The following is a 21,170-nucleotide window of genomic DNA, read 5'->3' as shown; positions in this document are numbered from 1 at the left end:
CCGCCGGCCGCAGTGAGCACCAGAGCCCGCATCGCCGGCAAGGAGAGAGCGTCCTATCGCGGCGGGAACCCGCGGAGCGCGTGCTGCGTAAATCGCGACTCGGTCGCGGATGCATTTCGCCGCGCGTCGGCCTCCGACAGGGCCGCCAAACGAACCTCGATTTTCGAGAGGCGGGCCTATTTCCTATTCGCCGCCGGCCGTCCGCCGAGGTCGACGAATTCGACGAGGTAGCGGATCGCGAGCGGTTTGCCGGCAGGGTCCGTCGCTCCTTTTAGTTCGACGCCGTAGCGCCGCCCCGGCGTCATGTCGAGCGATTTCGGTTTGAAGATCACGGCCGGGCCGCCGCCGAATCCGCTCGTTTCCACGTTCTTATAGGCCAGTTCCAAATGCTCGCCCGGATGCAGCGCGTCGTCGAGGCGGCGGATCGAAATCTCGGCATCCTTGGCGACCAATTTGACGTGGGCCGAATTCCAAATCAGCGACCAGGCGTGGTCGGGCGAAAAATACTCCACCGGCATATAACCGCGAGCCGGATAGGCGACGATGTCCCAGGCGCCCGCGTTCGGCCGCCGATTGTCGAAGCTCCACATCGCCGAAAATCCTTCGTATTTGCCGAAGCCCGTCGTTTGCATCGCCGGATTCAAACACCAGCGGCGGTGCCCCACGCGATCGATATTGCTCGGATCGGAATCGTTCATGTAGGCATCGACGGTGCTGGCCAGGGGCGTATTCGGGCTGCCTTGATAGATGTTCGAATGGCTGGTTCCGTTGTAGCCGTCTTTGTATTCTGCTTCGGGCAGGCCGGGATTGGCCGGCGTGTGGTCGAGCTTGCCGACGGCCTTGAGCAGCTTCGCGCCGGCCTGGGCGTAATAGGTTTGCTCCGCATCGAGCGTGACGTTGGCTGGCAGCCCGCACACGAAGCGGTAAGCGTTCAGGCGGCGGACGGCGGCAACGGCATCGGCATCGGCCGCGGGATCGATCGTCGCGGCGCTTTTTGGTTGCGAAGCCGCGGCATTCGACGCCGCGGGAGCGAACGGGGGTGGAACCGTTGTGTAAATCGCTTGCAATCCGCGGCGGAGATCGTCGAGCGTGCGTGGATAGCTGGGCACGCCCTCGAGTGCCAGCGCGGCCCCATCTTCCGGATGCACCGAAATGAAATCGACCAGATATTGCAGCGGATATGCCGCTCCGCCGGAAGCTTTGAGGCCCCAAATCTCGACCCAATAATGCCGCCCGGCCGCGACTTCCGCTCCCGCCGGCTTGAACACCAGCGCCGTCGGCAGCCCTTGCGGCGAAGTAAGCACCCGGCGGTCGACGATCTTTAGCGGCTTTCCCGGATGCGCGTCGTTGTCGATGGGGCGGACAATCACGTCGAACTTCTTGGGATCGAGCGTGATGCGGCCCGGATTGATCAAGGCCATCCACGGCTGATCGGCCGAAAAGAATTCGACCGGCATGAATCCGCGGCAAGGAAACAAAGCCGGCTGCCAATCGGCTCCGATCTTGCGGCGATCGTCGTGGCTAAAGAGCGCCACGACGTCGCCGGAGCGGGACATGCCGATCGTGCGCATGGCCGGATTCAGGCACCAGCGGCGATCGTCGAAGCCGCCGGACGTTTCGGTCGTCGAGCCGCGCAAGAACTCGTCGATCGCGTCGGGCATTCGCTCACGGCCGGAAAAAATCGAGCAATTCGCGATGGCCTTGCGGACGGCATCGTTTCGAGCCGCCGACAAGCCGGGATTGGCCGACTCGGTGGGCGGTTGCGCCGCGGTGCCCGAATCGACGGCCGATTTGGCCGCCAATTCCGCGGCGGCGTTCTGCGCCGCATCGATGCCGACGTCGGCCGGAAGCTCCGCCAGATAACGATACGCATTGAGCCGCCGCACGGCGAGCAGGCGGTCGGTGTCGGACGCGGAAGCCGCGGCCGAGGTTGTCTTGCCGCCCATGGAGCGCGTCGCGCTTTCGCCGCGCGCGATCGCCTGCAGCGAATGCCAAAGTTCGTCTTGCGATCGCGGATAAACCGGCAGCCCGTTGATCTTGGCGGCTTGGCCATCGACCCACTTGACTTGCCACAGCGGCAATTCGTCTTCGTAGAGAATTTCCGGGCCGTTCAGCAGGCCGTCGCGATAGGTCGCCTCGCGCTGGAGATGGCCGAGCTTGTCGAACTCCGTCAGTTTGCCTTGCAGCTTTCCGGCGTGGTAGGCGGCCGTGAGTTGCGGTTTGCCGTTGCGATAGAAGGTCGCGTATTTGCCGGTGAGCAGATTGTCTTTGTAGAAGGCTTTGACCTTCGGAGCGCCGTTTTCATAGAACTCCGTCAGCGGGCCTTCGCGGAGGCCATTTTTGACGCTGTAGGTGAGATGGGTTTGGCCGGCGGGGTATTGTTCTTCGACTTCCTTTGCGGCCGCCCGCTGCTGAATTGCCGGCTGACAGACAATCGCGATCGCACACAGAATCAAGAACGCTGTCCGAGAACGATGTTTGAATTCGTCGTTCACTCCTTTGCCTGGCCTTTCTGCGCTGCCGGGATTTTTTCTGCGGGCTTCGCGGGTACCTCGCCGCTTAGTCTTTCTCGAAACGGCTTTCCGGCTTTGTAGAGCGCGAGGCGCCCTTGCATTTTCGGCACATCGGGATCCTCGGCGGCCAGGTGGATTGCCTGCTCTTCTGTCTTGACGGCATTGGCAAAATCAGCGGTTTCCGCATAGGCGGCAGCGAGCGTGTCGAGATCGGCCCACTCTTGCGATTTGGTCACTTCGCAGGCGTGCCGCGCGTATTCGAGCGCCTTGGCGCCATCGCGAAAGCGGGCGTCGGGGCAGGTGGCATAGAGCCAAGCAAACGAATTGTAGGCCGCCGCGGAATGCTTCGATTCCAATCGCATCGCCTCGTTCAAATCTTTCGCCGCCGCGGCGTAGTCCCCCTTTTTCTCGAACACATTCCCACGGAGATTGTATGCCGGCGACAGCTTCGGGTCGATTTGAATCGCGTCGGCCAGATCCTTCAATGCGTCGTCGAGCTTGTGCATTTTCTCCCAAACACTGGCCCGCACCACCAGAATCCGGGCGTCGCGCGGAGCGAGCCGAAGGCCGTTGGAAATGTCTTTGATCGCGTCGTCGAAGCGGCCTTTTTTGCTCAGCGAATATCCCCGGCCGACATAGGGCCGGGCATATTTTGGATCGATGCGAATCGCGGTGTTGAAGTCTTCGATGGCGCTGTCTGTGCTGTGCTTTTTCTGCCAGGCGTAGCCGCGCTCGTAATACGGCAGTGGGCTATTGGGATCGATGAGGATCGCTTCGGTGAGGTCTTTTAGCGCCGCCTCGCAATCCCCTTTTTGCAACCATGCGGCTCCGCGAGCGGTGTAGCCGTATGCCGAATTCGGCTCGAGCTTGATCAATTCGTTGAGGTCGTCGATGGCCGCGTCGAAGTCTTCCTGCTTCATTCGCATCCCGGCGCGAAAATAGCGGACGAGCGTGTTCTTGGGGTCGATCTGGAGCGCCTTTTCGAAATCGCGCGTGGCCTTATCGTAGTCTCCCTTTTCCGCGAAGAATTCCCCCCGCTGGCCATAGGCAGCCGCGGAATTCGGATCGAGCTTGATCGCCTGATCCGCGTCGGCTAGGGCGTGATCGTAGTCGTGCTTGCGTTGAAAGGCCCGGCCGCGGCGGACGTAGCCGTACGCGTCTTTCGGCTGCAGCCGGATCGCTTCGGACATGTCTTTGATGGCGCTGTCGTAGTCGCGCTTTGCCTCGAAGGCATACGCCCGGGAGACATAGTCCGCCGCGATCTTGTCGTCGAGCTTGATGGCTGTGGAAAAATCGGTGATCGCCTTGTCGTAATCGCCGAGCATCTCGAACCCGCGAGCACGTTGGGCATAAGCCTTCGAATTCTTCGGGTTTGTCTGAATGGCATCGTTGGCCCGCCGGATCTGGGCCTCGGCAGCGGCGATGATTTCCGGCGAAGGTTTCGGCCGCCCGACGTTATCGGATTCATCGGCTTGCGCCGATTTCCGGCCGGCATCCGCGGCCCAAACCGGCGGAATCGACGCAGCGAGAACCACGATGCATCCGGCGGCTAAAATAGCGATTGCGCGAATTGAAAGCCCCATGGTCCGTCACCCCCAGCGACGAGAAAGCGGCGAGAAGAACGAACCCTCAATATAAGAGCCCGATTTCGCCGGAGTCAAGAAAACGGGCTAAACGGTGGTGGGCAAGTTTGAGTCAGGGATCTTTGCGGCTGGCCAATCGCGGCAGAAGTCTTGGCACATGCCGGGCATCGACATGATGCAATGGGTCGCGGAGTATTCGAGGATCCAGCCAAGATGAAAGAGCGGCTCTACAACTTCATCGCCTGGCAGGTGCTCGACGAGATACCATTCGAGCATGCGACTGAAGCCGTCGAACTGATCGTCGACAAGTGCAAGGGGAAGCGACAAATCGCCTTCAATCAATACATGGTCGGCCAACTAAAAGGCCGTTTGGATCCTCGCGGCTCATTGCGTATTTAGCACCGCCAGTCCCACATGGACCACGCTTTGAGTGCCGTGGACTTGTTCTGTTGGGGAATCGCCCGCCATCACCAGCCGGGATACAATGGCCGCTGATTGGCTCAGAACTTACACAATCATTCGCTAGCAATCGTATTCCGCGGGGGTTATTCTAAGATTTGGGGGTCACGCGGCAGCGAAGGCTCATTTCACGCAATCGGAATCAGAGGAGCGATGCAATGCGAACCCGATCTCGGCAGCTCGCGGCGTGCACGATTTCTTGTACGGCGTTTTTGCTATTCGCTCCGGCCGCCCGGGCGCAACTCCAGCCCGGGCTTCAGCCGGGCCAGCGGGTGATCAATCTGCCCACGTTCAAGACGACCGGCGAATACGTCGGCATGTCGGGCGGATACATGAAGGCCATCCTCGACGGAACGCAAGTGATCGTGCAGTTCGACGCTCAAAAGTCGAAAGTTAAAGTGACCGGCAGGGCGACTGCTGATTTCCTCGCCCCCGGCATGTACGTTCAATTCAAAGGTACATTCGACCGGTTTGGAAAAGGAACCGAGCCGATCAAAGACTTCGTGATCTTCTCGCCGGATGCGAACAATCAACCCGGCGCCTACGAAGCCGGCGGCGGCAACGCGTTCGACGAACCGGCGCCGAGGAAGAAAGGCCCGCACCCGAAGACGACCGAGTATTCCTGCGCAGGCCGCATCACGGCCGCCCACAAAAACATCATCAACGTCAACTGCGGCAATTTGAAAGTGAAAGCCGAAGTCGCTCCCGACGCCAAGGTGAAGCTCGACGCAAGCGATCCGTCGTGGGCATCGCCCGGCGACAAGCTCACGATCTCCGGCGCGAAGCTCGGCGGCGACCGTGTGCTCGGCATCGACGTGGCGATCGAATTGGCCAGGCCGCTCGAACCGAAAAAGAAGCACGGCACTCATCTGGCCGCTACCTCGACGGAAGAAAAGTCGACCGAGAAAACGACCGACAAAAACGCTAAGCCAGCCGACAAAACTGACAAAGACAAGCCGAAGACGGACAAAGCCGCGGGCGACAAAGCCGGCGACGCCAAAAGCGGCGATGCCAAGGGCGCCGACACAAAAGCCGGCGATGCCAAAAATCCCAACGCCAAGAAGCCGGCCGACAACGCCGACGCTGGAAAGTAGTCGCCGCCCGCGGTCTGCCTGCGCTGGCAAGACAAATTTGCTGAGCGGCGCTTAGCGCGCTGCTTTCGCGACGGAGTCGCGGTCTCCGTAGTCCGCCACTCCGCGGCGGCCCAGGTGCCGCGCTCGATTTGGCAAATCGCAATCGAATCGGGCAATTCGACGCGGGCGAGCCGCGGTCGAATTGCCCGATGGGGAAACAGCTATTGCCGGCGACTGCCCCTCTCCGTCCTAATAGCCCGCAGTCTCACGGTCTTCTTCCTACCACGGCCCACGAATGTAGTAGACTCCGAATTGCGTCGTGTCGCTGGGCCATTCCGGAGTTGGCAGGAAGCCCCTGCCCACATAGCCCGCGCCGGGGCCTGGATAGGGCCGGGCAAACTGGTGGTAGATCGGCGTGATCCGCGTGCCGCAAACGCCCCATCCGTATTGGGCCTGCAGGCCCACGGTCGGCGGCACGACCAGTGCGATCGGCTGCCCATAGGTCTCATCGGCATAGGCCGTGTGCCATGGCATCCGCAGGCTGTGCCAATAGATATACGGATACGGTGTCGCGGCCGCCGCATGGCTGGCCAAGCCGAGCGCCAGTCCGATCGCGGCCAAGCCGCTAAGAAGCAGTTTGTTCATTGCAGAGTCCTTTGCGGGGGGGGATTGATCGGTCGCGGCGGCGATGAGGCCGCGCCCAGATTTTCGATGGCTCGGTGGCCTCGCAAAATAGCGTCGGCGCTTGTCCTCGCGTGACTCGCCAATGCTTCGCGCCTCGCATTTGCGGAACACTGGCCCGAAGCGTTCGCGAGGGAGGACCGCAACGTCGAAGTTATCCTTCGATCCGCCTTTAGTGCCAAATTACGTGTGTCGTTGTCCCTGCTCCGTACGGGCCGTTCGGCTTCCAATAGTGTCGCTCGTGCTTGTACAGAAATTCTTGCGGCAATAGCGGCTGATACGTGATATATGTCCAACCGACGCGCGGCGGCACCGGCAGCGGCGACACATACAACTGCGCCCCGAGGGCTCCGTGGTCGCAGCACGCGACCGGGCCGACGTAGTAGTTGTAGAACACGTCGGGGACGAATCCGGGGCAGCAGTAGTCCTGGGCCTTTGCCGTTCGGGCCCCGAACAAACTTGCCGCTAGCGTCAAGACCGCAATCGCGGCCGGAAATCGCAACCATCTCATGGCGTTGGCTCCTCCTCTGAGCGACGGTGAAAGAATGGGGACTGGCTCCGAATCCGATTCGGACAACGCCACAGAAAACGATCGTCGCGAGGTGCCTGTCCCCATTCGTTCACAGCCTCGCAGCGACCGGGCACTCGGGCGACCGGACCGGCTCCGCAGACGATTGTCGTGCGGCGGGGCCGGGCGTATTGAGACTTTCGGCCAGGGGGGGCGGCAGCGGTGAATCTTTGGATGACGGATATGCCAGATCGTCGCAGAATGCCGGGTTTAGCGCCAAACCCGGCTGGGACCGCAGCCCATCGACCGATATAATCCGCAAAGTCGATGCAAACGGAACAGACGAGAATGCGGTCGCCCCTCTGGCCGCAACGAACGTCTCGCCAAAAAATACCGGCGGCTAGCGCCTTGCCGCTCGCGGGGATGGTTGGTGACTGAGCGGCCAGGCGCTAGCCGCCGGTGAATTGAAGATCACGATCGCCGGAGCGCTAGTCCGGATTATTCATAGTCGCCCGGAATTCGCGACACGCTGCGGGATAGTAGCCCGAAGCCTTAGCGAGGGCAGGCCACGGTGGCTCCCTCACTTACGCTTCGGGCTAGTGTGGCGCGATGAATAATCCGGGCTAGCCCGCCTTCGCACTGGCAGAGCCCGTGGGACACGGCCATCCCACCGAACCAAGTCTCGCGACAACAACACGGAGTTTCCCACCTTGATCCGAGTTCGCCCGAAGGAACCAAAGTCGGCGAAAGTGCCGGTCCAATCCACGTCCAACGGCCATGCAAAGAAGGCCCTCGCCGTGCAGCCGAGCGAATCGGCCGTGGAGGATGACGCGTCTCAAAACGGCGCGAGCGCAACCGCTGACGGCGCCGATGTGGCCGAGCAAGCGGATGATGCCGTCGAGCCGGCCGCAGAGGATTCTTCCCCGCGCGGCTCGGGCCCGAAGCAGCATGCCCCCGCCCACCGCCGTCGGCGAGCGACCGCCCAATCGATGGCGGCCGCGCAGCGCGATATCAGCGTTAGCGAGTTTTTCGCCAAGAACCGCCATCTGCTCGGGTTCGACAACCCCCGCAAGGCGCTGCTCACAACGGTGAAAGAAGCGGTCGACAATTCGCTCGACGCTTGCGAAGAAGCCGGCATCCTGCCCGAAATTTGGGTCCATATCCAACCGTCGGGCAACAACCGGTTCAAGATCGGCGTGCAAGACAATGGGCCGGGCATTCTGAAGAAGCAAATTCCGTTGATCTTCGGAAAGCTGCTTTATGGTTCGAAGTTTCATCGCTTGCGAATGAGCCGTGGGCAGCAGGGCATCGGCATCAGCGCTGCGGGAATGTATGGCGTGCTGACCACCGGCAAACCGGTGAAGATTATTTCCAAGGTGTCGCCGCGCACCCCGGCCCACTACTACGAAATCCAGATCGACACCAAGGTGAACCGCCCCGAGATTCTCAACGGCCGCGGCGAAGGGGTCGATATTCCTCCGGGCGAAAAAGGGGCCAAATACATCGCCGAGCACGGCATCGAATGGATCGCCGTCAACGACCGCAACGAAGACACGGCCCACGGCACGCGAGTGACCATCGAGCTCGAAGGGCGGTTCATTCGCGGCCGTGGCAGCGTCGACGAATATCTCGAGCAGACGGCGATCGCCAATCCACACGTTCGCCTGCACTATCTCGACCCCGAAAACCAGACGCGCACGTTCGAACGCTCGACCGAGCATCTGCCCCCCGAGCCGACGGAAATCAAGCCGCATCCCTACGGCGTCGAACTGGGCCGGCTGATGACGATGCTCAAAGACGCGAAGGCCTCGACGATGTCGCAATTTCTCACCACCAGTTTTTCCCGGGTCAGTCCGGCGGTGGCGCGGAAGATCTGCGAATCGGCGAAAGTCAGCCCGCGGGCCAACACGGTGAAGATCGGCCGGCACGAAGCCGATGCGATTTTTCAGGCCATCCAGCAAACCAAGATCAGCCCGCCCGCGACCGATTGCATCGCGCCGATCGGCGAAGAGCTCTTACTCAAGGGCTTGCACGAGGTGGTGCCCGGCGAATTTTATGTCGCCGCCACGCGCCCGCCGGCCGTGTATCGCGGCAATCCGTTCGTGATCGAAGCGGCGCTAGCCTACGGCGGCAGCCCGGCAACGCAACGAGTGCCGCTCGATACGCTCAGCGAGCTGCTGGGGCAAAGCGACGCCCGCACGCTCCGCCAATTTCTCACCAACACCTTCGCGGGCCTCGGCGTCGCCGGCGCCGACAAGATTTTGGAAGAAGCGAAATCGGCCCCGCGCCAATCGCCCGGGCGGCTCAAGAAGGCCGAAATCGCCGCGCTCCATGCCGCATTGCACAGCGTCAATCTCGACGAAGGGCAGACGATGAACGTGCTGCGGTATGCCAACCGCGTGCCGCTGCAATTCCAGCACGGAGCCTGCGCGATCACGCAAATGATCGTCCAAACCAATTGGCGGGCCTATGGCTTGAGCCAATCGCGCGGCGCGTTGCCGTCGGCGCCGATCACGGTGATGGTGCACATGGCAAGCGTTTGGGTGCCGTTCACCAGCGAATCGAAAGAGGCGATCGCCTCGTATCCGGAAATCCAAAAAGAGCTGCGGCTGGCATTGCAATCCGTCGGGCGGAAGCTCGGCATGTATCTCCGCCGCCGCTTGCGCGTGAAGCAGGAAGGCGAGCGTCGCACCGTGTTTCTCCGCTATTTGGGCGAGGTGGCCAATGCCGTCAGCGGCATCAACCAATCCGACCGCGACGAACTGTATAACCAACTGCTGACGGTGGCCAAAAAGAAAACGGCCCAGGCCGACCTGGAATTTGACGAAGACGGCAAGCCGATCGAAGACGAAGAGCTCGATCTGGGCAAAAACGTGCTGATCGTCGACCGCAACGCACCGCCGCCAACGCCTGTGGCTCCGCCCAAGCCGACTCAGGCCGTGGCCGGAAAACCCTAATTATCTCCAGTCGTGTCGCCGGCGAAGTCGACTGCCGTGCCCCGCCATCCCATCTGAAAAGCAATTCGTGCAATGAGCAAAAAACGAGCGAAACCGCCTGCCGAGAAGTCTTCTTCCGATAAAGCGTCCGTCGATCCGGCGTCGCTCAATCCGCGCGATCAAAAAACGTTGGCAAGCATCGTCGGGCTGGCCGATGAAGTGGTCGTGTCGGCGGAGAAGAAGCGCGATCCGCATCTCGATATCCCCGCCCGCAGCCTCTCGAATATCCGCTTCAACAAGCAGCGGCGATTCATCGAGATGGGCAGCGCCAAGAACCGCCGGCACTTGTTCAACCTGTCGCAAGCCAAGAGCTACATGCAAACGCTGCTCGTGGCCAGCGGCTGCAAGGCGCTCATCGATCAGAGCAAGACGACCAGCATCCGAGGTCTGTTCTACCTGCTCAAACACACGATCGAAGGCACGAAGGAAGAAACCTTTGCCGATCAGAACGAATGCGATCCCGTGATCGAAGATTTGGAAGTGACGCTCGACGCGCTGCGCGAAGAGCTGCACGTGTACGCCTCCAATCGAGGCGGAATGGTCGGACCGCTCACACTCATCGATAGCGGCGACACGATCGATTGCTCGCGAATGGGCTCGGGCGGATATAGCATCCCGTCGATTTGCGAGCCGGAAATCGTGCAGTTCGACAAGTGCGACGCGAAATTCGTGTTGCACGTCGAAAAAGACACGGTATGGCGGCGGTTCAATGAAGACAAGTTCTGGCGCAAGCATGGCTGCCTGCTCACGCATGGCGGCGGCCAGCCCTCGCGCGGCGTGCGGCGGTTGCTCTACCGGCTGCACAACGAGCTGAAATTGCCCGTCTACTGCCTGCTCGATAACGACCCTTGGGGGTATTACATTTACAGCGTTCTCAAGCAGGGCTCGATCAATCTGGCCTATGAGTCGAAACGGATGGCCCTGCCCGACGCGAAATTCATCGGCCTGCGGTCGATCGATTTCGAGCGCTGTACGCTGTCGAACAGCGTGAAAATCATGCTCAACGACAGCGACATCAAACGGGCCAAGCAGATCGCCGCCTATCCATGGTTCAAGGACAAGAAAGCGTGGCAGAAAGAAATCGATCTGATGCTGCGAAACGGCTTCAAACTGGAAGTCGAATCGCTGATCTCCAAAGACATCAGCTACGTGACCGAAACGTATGCCCCCGACCGGCTAGGCGCCCAGGATTGGCTCGATTGAACCGCCGCCGCCCGCTGGCCCGCGACGGCGAAACCGGATCGGCGTATAATTCTCTTGGCGCGGCAGCGCCAGTGGGCGTTGCGGCATGCACATCCACACCAGCCCGAAGCGTTAGCGAGGGTGCGCCACGTGGCGGGGCTTCCTCGCTAACGCTTCGGGCTAGTATCAGGGGTTTACGATGATCACGATCAAGCGAGTATTGGTGCCGACCGATTTCAGCGAGCCGTCGGAAGTCGCGCTACACTATGGCAAGGCTTTTTCCGAAACGTTCGGAGCCCGGCTGCATCTGGTGCACGTGCTCGATGAAAACGCGCTCGTCTATCCCTGGGCCACACCGGAAGGCGAAACGTTTGCCATGGGCACGGCCAGGGCCGACATCGAAAACGCCGTCCGCAATCGCCTGGAACACGTGCTCACCGACGCCGAGCGGCAAAAATATTCCGCCGAAATCGTGACGCTCGTCGGCAGCCCGTTCTTGGAAATCGTCACCTACGCCAAATCGCAGGAAATCGACCTGATCGTGATGGGCACCCACGGCCGTGGCCCGATCGCTCACATGCTGATGGGCAGCGTTGCGGAAAAAGTGGTTCGCAAAGCTCCCTGCCCCGTCCTCACCGTCCGCCATCCCGAGCACGAATTCGTCTGAAGAAGGCTGAAGGCTACAGGCTACAGGAAGCAGCCTTTTACGCTCTAAATCGCGGGAACATTTTCACCATCGCTTCCTACCCCCTCTCACCCTCACCCTTTCCCGCGATGCTTCGCGTTATTCAATATCCGCATCCGACGTTGCGCCGCGTTTCCAAACCGCTCAAGCGGGTCGATCCCGAACTGCGGGAAATCGTCCGGCAGATGTTCGAGTTGATGTATCAACACCGCGGCGTCGGCTTGGCTGCCAATCAAGTCGATTTGCCGTATCGGTTGTTTATCACGAATCCCACGGGCGATGCGAAGACGGGCGAGGAGCGTGTGTTCTTGAACCCGGTGCTGCGGCGGCCGCGCGGACTGGTCGAGGCGGAAGAAGGCTGCCTGAGCATTCCCGAGGTGTATGCCCCGGTGAAGCGGGCCGAAAAAATCGATATCGACGCCTACGACCTCAATGGCCAGCCGGTGCATCTCGAGCTAGACGGCCTGTTTGCCCGCGTCGTGCAACACGAGACCGACCATATCGACGGCCGGCTGTTTATCGATCGTCTGAGCACGACCGCGGCGCTCGATATTCGCGATTCGTTGCGCGAGTTTGAAGATGAGTTTGCGGCCGGCCGCGAGCGCGGCCACATCCCCAGCGACGCCGATATTGCCGCCCGCTGGCAGGAATTGGAAAAGCTGCGCACCTGATCGCTCGACAGCCGACGAAGTAGATCCCCATGAATGCTGTCGAAGATCGCTCATTACGGATATTGGTCATGGGCACAGGGCCGTTCGCCGTGCCCATGTTCGAAGGGCTGTTGGCGGCCGAGCGAACCGTTCTCGGATTAGTGACACGGCCTGATCGGCCGGTGCATGGTCGCGCGGGGGCGGTGCAGAATCCGATGCGGGCCGCGGCCCAAAAGCATGGCGTGCCGGTGTTCGCGCCGGATGACGTGAACTCGGCCGATTCGCACCAGCGGCTGGCTTGCTACGCCGCGGACCTGTTCGTTGTCTGCGATTTCGGCCAAATTCTCTCGCGCGATGTGTTGGGCTTGGCGCGGCTCGGCGGCATCAATTTGCACGGCTCGCTGTTGCCGAAATATCGCGGCGCCGCCCCGATCCAATGGGCCATTTATCACGGCGAAACGCAGACCGGCGTTAGCGTGATTCACATGACGCCGCAGCTCGACGCGGGACCGGTGCTCGTGCAGCGCTGGCTTGTGATCGGTCCGAGCGAAACGGCAGCCGAACTAGAGCCACGGCTCGCCGCCTTGGGGACCGAGGCCATCGAGGAGGCGATTGCGATACTCACGGGCGGCCGGCCGAACGCGGGAATCGTGCAAGATCCGGCCCTGGCCTCGAAGGCCCCGCGGTTGAAAACGAGCGATGGCTTGATCGACTGGCATCGCCCAGCGGCGGCCATTTTCAATCAGTTTCGCGCCATGCAGCCTTGGCCGAAAGTTTATTCCTTTTGGCACCCAACCGATGGTTCCTCGATGCGGATTGTGCTCCACGAAATTGCCGTTCGACCGGGCCACGCGGTCGCTGGCGCTGCGCCGGGCGCCGTGATCGCCACCACGCCGGAACTCATCGTTGCCTGCGGCGATGGTTCGATCGCAATCGAGCGGCTGCAAGCCGCGGGCAGAAAATCGATGCCCGCGGTTGAATTCCTGCGCGGGCATGCGATTCGCCCCGGCGATCGATTCGGCGAAGAAACGTAGGCCGTGCACTCGCCAATCGGCACACTAGCCCGAAGCGTTAGTGAGGAAATCGTTGACAGACGTCGCGGCCTCTTCCTCGCTCACGCTTCGGGCTACTGTTTTGAGGAGTCGCCGAGGCATGGCGGCCGCGATCGGCTGCCTATCCGGTGGTCGGCGCGACCCATGGCACGCGCTTCGCGCTGCACCACAATTGCTCGAGATCGTAGTATTCGCGCGATTGTTCGTCGAACAGATGCACGACCACGTCGCCGTAGTCGAGCAGGATCCAGCGGCCATCGACATAGCCCTCGATGCCGAGGCGATGATCGCCGAGCGTGTCCTGGAGAACCCGGTCGATCTCTTCACTGATGGAGTGAAGCTGCCGGCGGCTGGTACCGGTGGCCAGCACGAAATAGTCGAAGATGGCGGTTTGCTGCCGCATGTCGAGGATGACGATGTCGCGACCTCGGTTTTCCTCGGCGATTCCGGCGACGGTCAAGGCCAGTTGCAGGCTGCCGTCGGGACGTTCCGCCTGGGCGGCCGTCCGATGAATGATGGAGCTAGCCAAATGTGGCCCTCTCAACGGTTTGACGAGTCCCTGGTTCCAACCACTCGCTTTATTGTACCCTCCCCAGAAGCCGAGGGAAGGCTGCGCGAGCATCTGCCATTAGAACCGACGCCGCCAGCCTTCCCTGGGTTCGCGCGGCCCAAACGCGTTTTCCACCCGCACCATGCCTCACACGCTATTTCCCATAACGCCGCGAAAACCGCACCGCTTGGGCGGCGATATCGAGGCCGACCAATCCGTTCCACGCCTCCGAAATTTTTCTGAACACCGGCCCCGGATGGCCGTCGCCAATCGCTCGGCCCGCAAACCGAACCACCGGTAGCAGGCAATTGGGCGTGCTGGTGAGAAAAACTTCGCCCGCGGTGGCCACATCGGCCGGCAGCAAGCGGCGTTCGGAATACGGGATCGACAACCCGCGCGCCAACTCGATCGCCACCTCGAGGCTCACTCCCGGCAGCACGTCGCTGCGTGGCGGGCCCACCAAGCCTTGGCCGGACACGTAGATGACAAGGTTCGCGGTCGAACTTTCTGTCACGTTTCCTTGTGCATCAAGCAGCAGCGCCCGCGCCCCGCGCTCGATTGCCTCGGCCTGCCGATCGGCCAGATAGTAGTGCATCCGACTGCGGCACTTCAGCTCGGCGGGCCAGCAATGCTGCGACACCTGCTCGACCGCAGTGACCACGAGACTCACGCCTTCCGCATAGCGCGCCGCCCATAGTTCGAACGCGAGCGGAAACGTATGCAGGCCGACCGTCGGACCGCTGCGCCGGCCGGACGAAATGGCCGCATAGGCGCCCGGCGTAACGAAAACACAGAGTCCCAAATCATCTCCGAGCTCGACGAGCGGATAATTGCGTTCCACCAGTTCCTGCGCGATGCGGCCGAAATCTTCACGCTTCAACCCGGCTTCGATACCGCAGATGGCAAGCGAATTCGCCAGCCGCTCGAAATGACGGTCGGCGCGAAACAGTCGGCCGCCGAACGTGCGAAGCTGCTCGGTGATCGTGGTCCCCAGCGCGAAGCCGGCATCGTCGACCGGGATCGCGGCTTCGCGGGCCGGCAGCATTTTGCCGTTCAGATAGGCAATTGGTTCGGGCATGCCTTGCGGCGCAACAGGTTTGTGCTGTTGATCGTCCTGTTCGGTCGTGTGCCACTGGCAAGCGCAGTCTGCCAGTGTCTGCGGGCGATTCGACGTTTCACCCGGCAATCCAGCCTTCAATAAAGTCTTTCCGAACCGGCGACTTTTGTCTACCCGCCGCTTAGGAACTTTCTTCGACTGCGGCTTCGGCCCGCGATGCTACGGCTTCACCACCAGCGTCGTCGTGGTCGCGACCGCAGGTTTGCTGCTGGATTTCACCACGCCCGACGCCGACTGGAGCGGTGGCAAATCGGCCAGGTACAGATAAGGCCGCATCCGCGCTACCAGACATTCGCTGCAGAAATAGTGCGACCAGACGTGTTCGGTGCCGACGATCGAGCAGGCGTCGCATTGCTCGATCTTCGGATCGTTGGTGGCCAAGCCGACGTAGCCCAGCGCCGACGGGCGCGTGCAACGATCCATCAGCGGATAATGCTTCAGCGCGCTGTCGCAACCGTTATTGATCAGCAGCAGGCGATCGAGCGTGGGGATCGCCATTTGGTTTGGGGCGCCGGGATTGAGCGAGCCATCGTCTTCAGCGGCCGCCAGGAGCACGGCGCGAATCATTGGCCGCCCTGCCTTGGGATCGAGCTTCAGTGTTGAGCCCAGCAGTTCACCGCCGCCCATCAAATGGATGGCGCCGGTGGCCACGCGAGCCCCGAAACTGTAGCCGGCGATACCGATCGGCACCCGGTGATTCATCCGGCTCAGCAGCCAGCCGAGATACCAGGCATCGGTGTCGGCCCGATAGGCATGGCTGCGGATGAGCTGAACCGGATGGCGGCCGGGATCGGTCGGCCACGACCAGATGACGAAGCGAATTGGCCGATCTTTCGCGGTGCCGTCGGTCAGTTGATGATAGACGCAGAAGCCATGGTCGTTCGCGTCTTCGGCGGTGTTCGCGTTGCCGTGGATATAGAAATCGGTCGGCGCGTGCGGATCGTCGGCCGCCAGAAACGCCTTGAGATCCGCCGCTTGCCAGTTGCCATTTTCGTAGTGCCAGAATTGCAAGTCGGGATCGCCGTCCAAACACACACCGCAGCCGAGCTGCCGAGTGCTGATGAGCCAGATCTGATCGCCGGGCCGCGCGATTGAACGTAGAACGGGCTCGCCGGCGCGAATCGTCAGCGTGGTTTCGGCTGGCGAGGATGCAGGCGGCGAAGAATCGGACGGCGAAACATTCGCCGCTGCCGCCGCTGGGCTCGGGGGAGCTGGTGGAATGTGAAGCACCGGCGGCTCGGGCGGAAGCGGCGCATCGCTGTCCGTCGCCTCGGCGACATTCGATGTCGCGCCTGCCGCACTCGGATTCGCAACATTTGTCGTCGCCGCGGCGAACGGCGGTTTTGCCGGCGGCGCATCGGCATTGAGCGGCGCCGCCGCGCTGAAAACCAATAGTGCGAACGTCGCGCTGATGTACAGCATCATGCTGCGCGGTAAGAAATGAATTCGTCGGCGGGGATTCATAGCGTCTGAGATTCTGCGAGAGAGGATCGGAGCCGCCGCATCACCATCGCCACCGGCCCTGCGAAAGTGTAGCACTTGTTCAACGTCGGGGCGTTGCATTTGCGAAACATCGCATCGAGAAAATTCCACAGCGTTGCGGTTGCACATCATTCGCCGTGAGGTAGAGTTCCTTGGCCCGCGAGGCGCGTTGAAAAAAGAAGACCGGCTGCGAGCAACCGGCAGAATCCGCCGGAATCGTGCGATTGCCACGCAATGCCGGTCTTCTTGTTCAGCCGGAAGCTCTCGGCCAAGGGTTCCGCTTCGTAATGGAGATACCGACGATGAAAAAGCTTCTGCTTCTAGTGGTTCTAGCGTTCGCGACCGCCGGCGCTAGCGGTTGCACCACGTGCGGCTCGGGATCCTCCTGGGCCTTTTGGCGCCGCGACCGCTGCCCGTGCACGGCATGCAAGCCTTGCGAGTCATGCGGCGCATGCGAATCGTGCGGGTCGGGCGGTTGCGCCACATGCGGGATGGGCGACGGAGCGTTGCCCGGTCCTGGCGGCGAATATAGCTTTCTCCCGGGCAGATAGCCCGCTCGGGTCGAACGCTGCTGAAGAAGACGGTGGGTCGGTCGCGCCATCCTGAACGCGGCCGGCCCGCTGTCGTTTAATGCGTCTCGCTTCCGAGAATCAGAAAACCACGGATCACACGGATCGGGCGGATACGAGGACAGGGAACCACGAAAGACGCGAAAGGGCACGAAAACGGACGTGCCAGCGGAAATAGACCGGCAGGTCCGCCGCATGAAACCTGTAGTCAGTAGCCCGTCGTCTTTAGCCTTTCATCACCGCTGATCCCGCGTGCGGATATCGAGTTGATGCTCGAAGCGTTCGCGGCTGGCGGCGTATTTGAAGATGAAATCGGCGTCGGGATCGAAGACGTTGGTTTGCCTGTCTCCGGCCGCGCGGCTCTTGGCCAGCGAGCCGTCGAGCGACATGCTGTGCATAAAGGCCAGCCACTTCCGGTCCGGCGCCAAGCCGAAAAAGACTTGATCGTCGGGCGATGTTCCGAACGAATCGCCCAAAAAGCTGCGCGACATCGGGGCGAGGTGCAGCGTAAAGGTCGTGAAACAGATCATCAGCCAACCGACCCAACAGGCGAAGAAAATTCCGCCCGCCGCTTCCACCGGCTTCTTGAACCGCACCTGCACCTTCGACAGCCGATCGGTGATCACCTGCATCACGACCAGCGAAACGCAAAAAATCGCCCACACTGAAATCAAATCCCAGACGTAGGTAAACGTCGGCTGCTTCGCGGTCAGCCAATCGGCAAGCGGCTCGAAATAGTTGGTCGCCAGCATCGCCGCCGTCATCACGTTGAACAGCTTGATGGCGTTGCTCCACAGCCCCTCGCGCACCAACTGCGCCAGCACGGCAAAAAAAATCAGGATCAGGGCGATATTCAGATAATTCATGAGATTCATTCCGACGCGCGAAACCGCAAGCCGATTTGGAAATGGATTGGCAATTCCTGCCTTGCTATCCCTTCAACACTCTCATCAATTCGGCGACGGAGGTCACTCCGCGGGCCACTAGCGCAATCCCTTCTTCTTGGTGCAATCGCATGCCGGCCTTGCGGGCGGCGGCCCGCACGATTTCCAGCTTCGGCGATTTCACCAACGCTTCGCGCACCGTGTCGTTGACGACCAACAGTTCGAAAATGCCCGTCCGGCCGAGATAGCCGATGCCCTGGCATTCTCCGCACGGAGGGGGCGGCTTCTTTTCGTCGGGCTGCGGCGTCGGCGGGCGAAATAGCTCCGTGACGCGGCCGGCCGGCAAGCCAAGTTGCTTGAGCAATTCGGGCGTCGGAGCATACGATTCCTTGCACTTCTCGCACAGTTTGCGAATCAATCGCTGGTTGACCACGCCGATCACGGTCGGAGCAAAGGTTCGCGCCGGCACCTTCATCACCAACACGCGCAGCAGCGCTTCGGCGCATTCCTTGGCACGCAATCCGCCGAGCGAAAGCCGGCTTTCCTTCGTCTGCGCGCAGAGAAAATTGATCGTGTCGGCATCCGGCAGCTCGCGGAGGACATAAATATTCGGATAGGCCCGGGCCAGTTTCGGCAAGACGCTCATCGGCGTTTCACCGGCGGCGCTGTTGAACGTGGTCACTGCCGCGTTTTCGATTTCGTGTACGCGGCGCACGGCATCTTCCACCACGACCACATCGCGCAGGAAGCGGTCGAGCGCACGAATCCCGGTGTCCAGGATCGTGCTCAAACCGCCGCCGGGGGGCGCGGAAAAGAGAATGATCCCCTGCGGCTGATCGCGCAGCGCGCGAAACTGCTCTTCGACTTTGGCCCGCATGCCGAGTTCTTCGAATGTCCATTTCTTGGTTGCGGCTTCGGGCAATTGCAGCAAGATTCGTTCGCCCGTCTGCGTTCCTTGGCTGACGATCCTGCACTTTCGTTTGGCTTTGTTGAACTCCGCGTCGAAAGCGCCTTCCTGCTTGGCGCGGCGCTCGTTGACATTCAACGCGCTGATGGTTTTGAACACGGCGAGCATCGGGTCGCCGTCGGCCCGCTCGTAGGGCTCATGATTGTGCCACACGCCGTCGATTTGCAGCCGGCTGGTTACGCCCTGGGCCGTGTAGTCGAGCAAGACGGCGTCGGCCCGGTGCTCGAGGGCATCGGCGATCAAACGGCGCGCGGCGGGAAAGCCGGGCGATTGGCGAGCCAAGAGCAGATTGGCCGCGTTGTCGCGATCGGTTTTGCCCCCTTTGGGGGCAAAGGTGACGGCCGGACCGAGGCTGCGCGGATCCTGCTTCTCCGCGCTGATTTTCAAGCCGAGCAACTTCCCTTTCTCCGCGAGCACATGGCGAAGATGATCGCGCGTAAACACGCGTCGTTCGGAGGAAACGGATCGATTCCGCACGACGACGTATCCCGCCAGCGGACCGGCATAGGCCGCCACCATAAGGAAGGCCGCCAGCCAGAACCACGGCAGCACCCACAGCAACACGAACGCGGCCACGAAGCTGAAAAAGGCGGCCGAATTCCAAACCGCGTAGCTCAACCGGTTCCGCTGCACGTCGTGGTTGATCCAATCGACCGTGCGCACCCACAGTGAGAACAGTAGCCAACAGAACAGCAACTTCGGCACGCTCAAATAGCCGCCGGGGCCGCGTACGAGATGATCCGTATCTTCGTTCGGCCAGCTAGCATCGGCCAGCGCCGATTGGGCGCCGGCCACGAATACGAGCGCGGCGGGCAGCAGCGCGGCCGGCAGCGCGCGGAAAAAACGAACCATCAAAGAATTCCGGGTTGCGACACGTCGATGCCTTTGAGTGCCATCTTGAGCGCCTCTACATTCGGCGCCACTTCCAACGCCACAGCCCGGTCGATCAAATCCTTGTCTACGAGGCTTTTCAAGCTCATCGTGAAATCTTGCATTCCTTCGCGTGCCGACATGCGGATCAAGTCGGACAGTTTTTCTTCGCGTTCTTCGAGAATCAGCTTGCGCGCCGTGGCGTTGAAGGTCATGATCTCGACCGTCGGCACCCGGCCCACGCCCGGCGCGATCGACGGCAGCAGTTTTTGCGCGACGATGGCCTTCATATTGAAGGCGATGGCGCTGCGCAGGGCCGGATGCATGTCTTGCGGAAACAGGTCGAGAATACGGCCGATCGTCGACGGCGCGCTGGCGGCGTGGATCGTGCCGAACACCAGGTGGCCCGTCTCCGCGGCTTGAATCGCCGTGAGAAACGTTTCCTTATCGCGCATTTCACCGACGAGCATCACGTCGGGATCTTCGCGCACCGCGTGCTTCATGCCGATTTCGAAATTGACCACGTCGATGCCGATCTCGCGCTGGTTGATCAGGCATTTGTCTTCGGTGAACGTGAATTCGATCGGGTCTTCGAGCGTCAGGATGTGCTTGCGATAGTTGGCGTTGATCCAATTGAGCATCGAAGCGATCGTGGTCGATTTGCCCGAGCCGGTGACGCCGGCCAGCAGAACCATGCCTTGATCGAATTTGCAAAGATCTTCGATGATCGGCGGAAGATTGAGCTTGGCGAAGTCGGGGATGCTGCGGTTGACGCGGCGGGCGACCATGCCGATTTTGCCCTGCTGCTGCAAGAAATTGACGCGAAAGCGCCACAGGTTGCCGTCGACTTCAGTGGTGTGCGCGAAATCGACGCCGCCGGTTTCGTCGAAGATCTTGCGCTTCCGATCGTCCATGAGCGCGAAACACATCCGCTGCATTTCTTCGGTGTCGATCGGGCCGCGGTTCATTGGCCGCAGCGATCCGCGCACGCGAACGTAAGGGGGCCGATCGACCTTGAGGTGCAAATCGCTCCCTTCCAATTTCACCAGCGCGCGAAACAGTTTGTCGATTTCCAGATCCGAACGCTTCGGCGGAACTTGCTCGTCGCCGGGGTCGCCGGCCTCGACATCGATCATGGCTTGTCGTGGATTCATGGACTCAAACGCTTAGCAACTAGCCCCTGTCTCTTCTACTTCTTCGCGGCGGAATAGTGCGGCATGGCGCAGCCAAAGTAGCAGGCACACTCCGTGTGCCGTCTGCGGTTCAATGCGTGGAACAGACTTACGGCGTGCGGCGCGCCGCGGCGCGCCGACGGCACACGGAGTGTGCCTACTACAATGGGCTTGTTT

General features: G+C 61.3%; 17 protein-coding genes. 7 read left to right on the top strand and 10 right to left on the bottom strand.

Going from position 1 to position 21,170, the window contains the following annotated elements:
- Positions 1-176: 176 nt before the first annotated feature.
- Both VHX65_04085 and VHX65_04080 read right to left on the bottom strand, forming a co-directional pair.
- Positions 177-2,495 carry a hypothetical protein gene (locus VHX65_04085; GenBank protein ID HEX3997713.1) on the bottom strand — a complete coding sequence of 773 codons (2,319 nt, stop codon included), beginning with the start codon at positions 2,493-2,495 and terminating at the stop codon, positions 177-179.
- Positions 2,492-4,048, bottom strand: coding sequence for a tetratricopeptide repeat protein (locus tag VHX65_04080; GenBank protein ID HEX3997712.1), 1,557 nt, complete (start codon positions 4,046-4,048; stop codon positions 2,492-2,494). Before VHX65_04080 ends, VHX65_04085 begins: the two co-directional genes overlap by 4 nt.
- A gap of 261 nt (positions 4,049-4,309) precedes the next feature.
- On the opposite strand from VHX65_04080, the gene VHX65_04075 reads away from it, so the two are divergent.
- Positions 4,310-4,495: a hypothetical protein gene (locus VHX65_04075; GenBank protein ID HEX3997711.1), complete on the top strand. Its 186-nt coding sequence runs from the start codon at positions 4,310-4,312 to the stop codon at positions 4,493-4,495.
- A 218-nt stretch (positions 4,496-4,713) separates the two neighbouring features.
- The gene (locus VHX65_04070; GenBank protein ID HEX3997710.1) at positions 4,714-5,649 is read left to right on the top strand and encodes a hypothetical protein; all 936 of its coding nucleotides are present in this window, start codon (positions 4,714-4,716) and stop codon (positions 5,647-5,649) included.
- Between the two features lie 258 nt (positions 5,650-5,907).
- Here the strand turns inward: VHX65_04070 and VHX65_04065 are convergent, their stop codons facing one another.
- Together VHX65_04065 and VHX65_04060 are read right to left on the bottom strand one after the other, a co-directional pair.
- Entirely contained in the window at positions 5,908-6,273 is a 366-nt protein-coding gene (locus VHX65_04065) for a hypothetical protein (protein HEX3997709.1), read from the bottom strand.
- A gap of 208 nt (positions 6,274-6,481) precedes the next feature.
- Positions 6,482-6,820: a hypothetical protein gene (locus VHX65_04060; GenBank protein HEX3997708.1), complete on the bottom strand. Its 339-nt coding sequence runs from the start codon at positions 6,818-6,820 to the stop codon at positions 6,482-6,484.
- A gap of 707 nt (positions 6,821-7,527) precedes the next feature.
- On the opposite strand from VHX65_04060, the gene VHX65_04055 reads away from it, so the two are divergent.
- The 5 genes from VHX65_04055 to fmt all read left to right on the top strand — a co-directional run bounded on the left by VHX65_04055 (position 7,528) and on the right by fmt (position 13,364).
- On the top strand, positions 7,528-9,774 hold the full coding sequence (locus tag VHX65_04055; protein ID HEX3997707.1) for a DNA topoisomerase VI subunit B: 2,247 nt from the start codon (positions 7,528-7,530) through the stop codon (positions 9,772-9,774).
- Between the two features lie 72 nt (positions 9,775-9,846).
- Entirely contained in the window at positions 9,847-11,016 is a 1,170-nt protein-coding gene (locus VHX65_04050; GenBank protein HEX3997706.1) for a DNA topoisomerase IV subunit A, read from the top strand.
- Positions 11,017-11,194: 178 nt separating this feature from the next.
- Positions 11,195-11,662: a universal stress protein gene (locus VHX65_04045; GenBank protein HEX3997705.1), complete on the top strand. Its 468-nt coding sequence runs from the start codon at positions 11,195-11,197 to the stop codon at positions 11,660-11,662.
- Between the two features lie 107 nt (positions 11,663-11,769).
- Entirely contained in the window at positions 11,770-12,351 is a 582-nt protein-coding gene (def, locus tag VHX65_04040) for a peptide deformylase (protein ID HEX3997704.1), read from the top strand.
- 29 nt (positions 12,352-12,380) lie between these two features.
- A complete protein-coding gene (gene fmt, locus VHX65_04035; protein ID HEX3997703.1) occupies positions 12,381-13,364 on the top strand; it encodes a methionyl-tRNA formyltransferase in 984 nt (327 codons plus the stop codon).
- 139 nt (positions 13,365-13,503) lie between these two features.
- On the opposite strand, the gene rsfS is transcribed toward fmt, so the two are convergent.
- From rsfS to VHX65_04005, 6 genes are all read right to left on the bottom strand, one after another.
- The gene (rsfS, locus tag VHX65_04030) at positions 13,504-13,911 is read right to left on the bottom strand and encodes a ribosome silencing factor (protein HEX3997702.1); all 408 of its coding nucleotides are present in this window, start codon (positions 13,909-13,911) and stop codon (positions 13,504-13,506) included.
- A gap of 175 nt (positions 13,912-14,086) precedes the next feature.
- Positions 14,087-15,010: an aminotransferase class IV gene (locus tag VHX65_04025; GenBank protein ID HEX3997701.1), complete on the bottom strand. Its 924-nt coding sequence runs from the start codon at positions 15,008-15,010 to the stop codon at positions 14,087-14,089.
- Positions 15,011-15,208: 198 nt separating this feature from the next.
- A complete protein-coding gene (locus VHX65_04020) occupies positions 15,209-16,513 on the bottom strand; it encodes a hypothetical protein (protein ID HEX3997700.1) in 1,305 nt (434 codons plus the stop codon).
- 823 nt (positions 16,514-17,336) lie between these two features.
- Positions 17,337-17,966, bottom strand: coding sequence for a CvpA family protein (locus tag VHX65_04015; protein ID HEX3997699.1), 630 nt, complete (start codon positions 17,964-17,966; stop codon positions 17,337-17,339).
- Between the two features lie 64 nt (positions 17,967-18,030).
- Positions 18,031-19,803 (bottom strand): ATPase, T2SS/T4P/T4SS family, encoded by a 1,773-nt coding sequence (locus tag VHX65_04010; GenBank protein HEX3997698.1) that lies wholly within the window; start codon positions 19,801-19,803, stop codon positions 18,031-18,033.
- A complete protein-coding gene (locus VHX65_04005; protein ID HEX3997697.1) occupies positions 19,803-20,957 on the bottom strand; it encodes a PilT/PilU family type 4a pilus ATPase in 1,155 nt (384 codons plus the stop codon). Before VHX65_04005 ends, VHX65_04010 begins: the two co-directional genes overlap by 1 nt.
- Between the last annotated feature and the right edge of the window lie 213 nt (positions 20,958-21,170).

This window comes from Pirellulales bacterium (assembly GCA_036267355.1).
Taxonomy (GTDB): domain Bacteria; phylum Planctomycetota; class Planctomycetia; order Pirellulales; family DATAWG01; genus DATAWG01.
This window is presented reverse-complemented; position numbering and strand designations above follow the sequence as displayed.

Excerpts from the sequence above, each read along its gene's own strand:
- fmt (HEX3997703.1), top strand. The coding sequence starts at position 12,381 with ATGAATGCTGTCGAAGATCGCTCATTACGGATATTGGTCATGGGCACA.
- VHX65_04045 (HEX3997705.1), top strand. The coding sequence starts at position 11,195 with ATGATCACGATCAAGCGAGTATTGGTGCCGACCGATTTCAGCGAGCCG.
- def (HEX3997704.1), top strand. The coding sequence starts at position 11,770 with ATGCTTCGCGTTATTCAATATCCGCATCCGACGTTGCGCCGCGTTTCC.
- VHX65_04060 (HEX3997708.1), bottom strand. The coding sequence starts at position 6,820 with ATGAGATGGTTGCGATTTCCGGCCGCGATTGCGGTCTTGACGCTAGCG.
- VHX65_04065 (HEX3997709.1), bottom strand. The coding sequence starts at position 6,273 with ATGAACAAACTGCTTCTTAGCGGCTTGGCCGCGATCGGACTGGCGCTC.
- VHX65_04020 (HEX3997700.1), bottom strand. The coding sequence starts at position 16,513 with ATGAATCCCCGCCGACGAATTCATTTCTTACCGCGCAGCATGATGCTG.
- VHX65_04015 (HEX3997699.1), bottom strand. The coding sequence starts at position 17,966 with ATGAATTATCTGAATATCGCCCTGATCCTGATTTTTTTTGCCGTGCTG.
- VHX65_04075 (HEX3997711.1), top strand. The coding sequence starts at position 4,310 with ATGAAAGAGCGGCTCTACAACTTCATCGCCTGGCAGGTGCTCGACGAG.
- VHX65_04050 (HEX3997706.1), top strand. The coding sequence starts at position 9,847 with ATGAGCAAAAAACGAGCGAAACCGCCTGCCGAGAAGTCTTCTTCCGAT.
- VHX65_04070 (HEX3997710.1), top strand. The coding sequence starts at position 4,714 with ATGCGAACCCGATCTCGGCAGCTCGCGGCGTGCACGATTTCTTGTACG.
- VHX65_04025 (HEX3997701.1), bottom strand. The coding sequence starts at position 15,010 with ATGCCCGAACCAATTGCCTATCTGAACGGCAAAATGCTGCCGGCCCGC.
- VHX65_04005 (HEX3997697.1), bottom strand. The coding sequence starts at position 20,957 with ATGATCGATGTCGAGGCCGGCGACCCCGGCGACGAGCAAGTTCCGCCG.
- VHX65_04010 (HEX3997698.1), bottom strand. The coding sequence starts at position 19,803 with ATGGTTCGTTTTTTCCGCGCGCTGCCGGCCGCGCTGCTGCCCGCCGCG.